This window comes from Sulfurovum sp., from assembly GCF_041551015.1.
In the GTDB taxonomy this organism is placed as follows: Bacteria; Campylobacterota; Campylobacteria; order Campylobacterales; family Sulfurovaceae; genus Sulfurovum.
The window spans coordinates 1-3,463 of record NZ_JBFENQ010000169.1 but is presented as its reverse complement, the minus strand read 5'-3'; the positions used below and the strand labels follow the sequence as shown (position 1 = coordinate 3,463).

The 3,463-nt window shown below is 39.4% G+C and carries 1 protein-coding gene and 1 pseudogene; both read left to right on the top strand.

Annotated elements, in window-relative coordinates; all coding sequences use genetic code 11:
* Positions 1–77 precede the first annotated feature (77 nt).
* On the top strand, positions 78–2,906 hold the full coding sequence (gene uvrA / locus ABZC96_RS09205) for an excinuclease ABC subunit UvrA (protein WP_373030632.1): 2,829 nt from the start codon (positions 78–80) through the stop codon (positions 2,904–2,906).
* Positions 2,903–3,463: pseudogene (locus ABZC96_RS09200) on the top strand (DNA polymerase I); the annotation flags it as partial. The gene uvrA and the pseudogene ABZC96_RS09200, both read left to right, overlap by 4 nt.

Genomic DNA, 3,463 nt, shown 5'->3' with positions numbered 1-3,463 from the left:
GCACTTTTAGCACTTTATATGTTTGCTTTGGTTATCTTGATAAAAAAAATGTGGTTTTAATACATAGGATATAAAGAATGAAAAATGATATGATAAAAGTATATGGTGCAAAAGAAAATAACTTAAAAAATATAGACATAAGCATCCCAAAAAACAAACTTGTGGTAGTGACCGGTATCTCTGGATCTGGTAAATCTACGTTAGCCTTCTCGACACTTTATGCTGAAGGGCAAAGACGTTATATAGAATCACTTTCGTCTTATGCACGACAGTTCCTTGGGCGTGTAGGTAAACCTGATGTAGATAAGATAGAAGGGTTAACCCCTGCCATCGCGATAGACCAGAAAACAACATCTAAAAACCCTCGTTCTACAGTGGGAACGATCACTGAGATCTATGATTATTTGAGACTGCTTTTCTCGCGCGTAGGAGAGCAGCATTGTCATGAATGTGGGAAGCCTATCTCATCTATGTCTGCTTCTGATATCATTGAAGAGGTATTGAAACTGCCTGATGGTGCGAAACTTGTCATCATGGCACCGTTGGTCAAAGAGAAAAAGGGTAGCTTTACAGACATGTTGGAATCTCTTCGTCATAAAGGGTATATTCGTGCAATGATAGATGGTGTCATGGTACGTCTCGATGATGAGATAGAACTTTCCAAAACCAAAAAACATACCATTAAAGTGGTTATTGACAGAGTGGTAGTAAAAGAAGAGAGCCGTGACCGTATAGGGCAGGATGTAGAGAAGGCACTCAAAGAGAGTTATGGTGAGATGGAGATAGAAGTACTTAACTTTGAAGAGCTGGATCTCGATAGACAGCACATCCATTACTCTGAACATTTGGCATGTTTTGATTGTAAACTTAGTTTTGAACCTTTAGAACCGGTAAGTTTCTCTTTTAACTCACCTAAAGGTGCTTGTCCTGCCTGTGATGGTCTTGGTATTCGTTATGCGATAGATTTAAAGAAAGTCATAGATCCAGAACTCTGCATAGATAAGGGCGCAGTGAAGATTATGTATGGATTTAATAAGAGTTATTACACCAAATTTCTCAATGCTTTTTGTGAACAAAATGATATAGACATTAAAACCCCTTATGGTGAACTTGAATCGCATCAACAAAAAGCTGTACTCTATGGGAATGGGAGTACTGTAGACTTTTTATGGAAACGTCATAAACTTAAACGTGAGTGGCCGGGTGTAGTTAAGTTCGCACATGATATGTTTAAAGAAGAGAAAGACCTCTCTGAATATATGACGGAAAAAGTTTGTGACAAGTGTGAAGGACATAGACTGAGACCTCGTTCATTAGCGGTGAAGATAGAGGGGAAAAATATCGCAGATATCATTGATATGCCTATAGAAAAGTCGTATGCTTATTTTTCAAATAAAGAGAGTTTCTCTCACTTAACTGAGCAGCAAAAGATGATAGCAGAGTCTATATTGAAAGAGTTGTATGAGAGACTCTATTTCTTGTATGATGTGGGTTTAGGGTATATTACACTGAGTCGTGATGCCAGAAGTATCTCAGGTGGTGAAGCACAGCGTATACGTATCGCTTCGCAAATTGGTTCCGGACTGACAGGGGTAATGTATGTATTGGATGAACCAAGCATAGGATTGCATGAACGTGATACAATGAAACTTATACGTACACTTAACTCTTTACGTGACAAAGGAAATTCGGTCATCGTTGTAGAGCATGACAAAGAGACCATTTTGGCCGCAGATTACATCATAGATATCGGTCCTGGGGCAGGGGAATTTGGTGGTGAAGTGGTTTTTGCAGGAGATGCAAAGAAACTTGAAAAAGCAAAGACACTGACTGCTGATTATATGTATGGAAAGAAAGAGATCTCTTACTCTCATGATAACCCTCAAAACGAGTGGATAGAGATCAAAAATGTGACTCTCAATAACATCGAAAAACTTGATGCTAAGATCCCTCTACAAAATTTTGTATGTATTACAGGAGTCAGTGGTAGTGGTAAAAGTTCATTGATTCTTCAAACTTTGCTTCCTGTGGCAAGAGAAATACTCAACCATGCTAAAAAGGTCAATAAAGTTGATGGTGTGGAGATCACAGGACTTGAAAAACTCGATAAGGTTATCTACCTTGACCAAAGCCCGATAGGAAGAACACCACGTTCTAACCCTGCGACCTATACCGGTATCATGGATGAGATACGAAAACTCTTTGCTCAAACCAAAGAGGCAGAACTTCGCGGCTATAAGATAGGACGTTTTTCATTTAATGTCAAAGGCGGACGTTGTGAGAAGTGTCAGGGAGATGGACAGATCAAGATAGAGATGCACTTCTTGCCAGATGTCTTGGTTTCTTGTGATGCCTGTGATGGTACACGCTACAATGCACAAACACGTGAAGTTCTTTATAAAGGGAAGTCTATCTCAGATGTTCTTGGTATGAGTGTAGGTGAGGCGCTTGAATTCTTTAAAGCGATTCCTGCCATAGCAGTTAAGCTCAAAACATTGACAGATGTAGGACTTGACTACATTACCTTAGGACAAAATGCTACCACACTTTCAGGCGGTGAGGCACAGCGTATCAAATTGAGTAAAGAATTGAGTCGTAAAGATACAGGACAAACACTTTACATTTTAGATGAGCCTACTACTGGGCTTCATTTTGCTGATGTCGACAGACTTACAGGTGTTTTACATCACTTAGTAGAATTGGGTAATTCTGTTGTGGTCATAGAACATAATCTGGATATGGTGAAAAATGCAGACTATATCATAGATATGGGACCGGAAGGTGGAAATAAAGGTGGACTCATCATCGCTACAGGTTCACCTGAAGCGTTGGCCAGTGAGTATAAAAAGACCGGTTCTTATACTGGGGAATATTTAGCTAAAGAATTAAAAGGAACAACAATATGAAAACAATCACGATCATAGACACATTTGGCTTCTTCTTTCGTTCCTATTTTGCACTTCCTCCTCTACGTAACTCGGAAGGGTTCCCTACCGGGCTCTTAACCGGTTTTGCTAACCTTGTTGACTCTTTGCACCGTGATCATAGTACAGACTATTTGGTTTTTGCTTTAGATGCTAAAGGCAGAACATTCCGTAATGATCTCTATCCAGAATATAAAGCCCACCGTGAAGCAGCACCTGATGATCTGCTTAAGCAACTTCCTGTCGCTATAGAGTGGATAGAACAAATGGGTTTTGCCAATCTTTCACGTGAAGGGTTTGAAGCAGATGATGTTATCACGACAGTAACAAAATTTGCTAGAGAACAAGGTTTAAAAGTACGTATTGTCTCACACGATAAAGATCTCTATCAGATGATTGATGATGGTGTGGTAGTTATGTATGATTCTGTAAAAAAACAAGAAGTAGATGAACAAGCATGTGTGGATAAATTTGGTGTATACCCTAAAGACTTCATCAACTTTCAAGCCATACTAGGGGACAGTTCAGACAATATTCCT

Coding starts and splice junctions, on each gene's coding strand:
- uvrA (WP_373030632.1), top strand. CDS start 78: ATGAAAAATGATATGATAAAAGTATATGGTGCAAAAGAAAATAACTTA.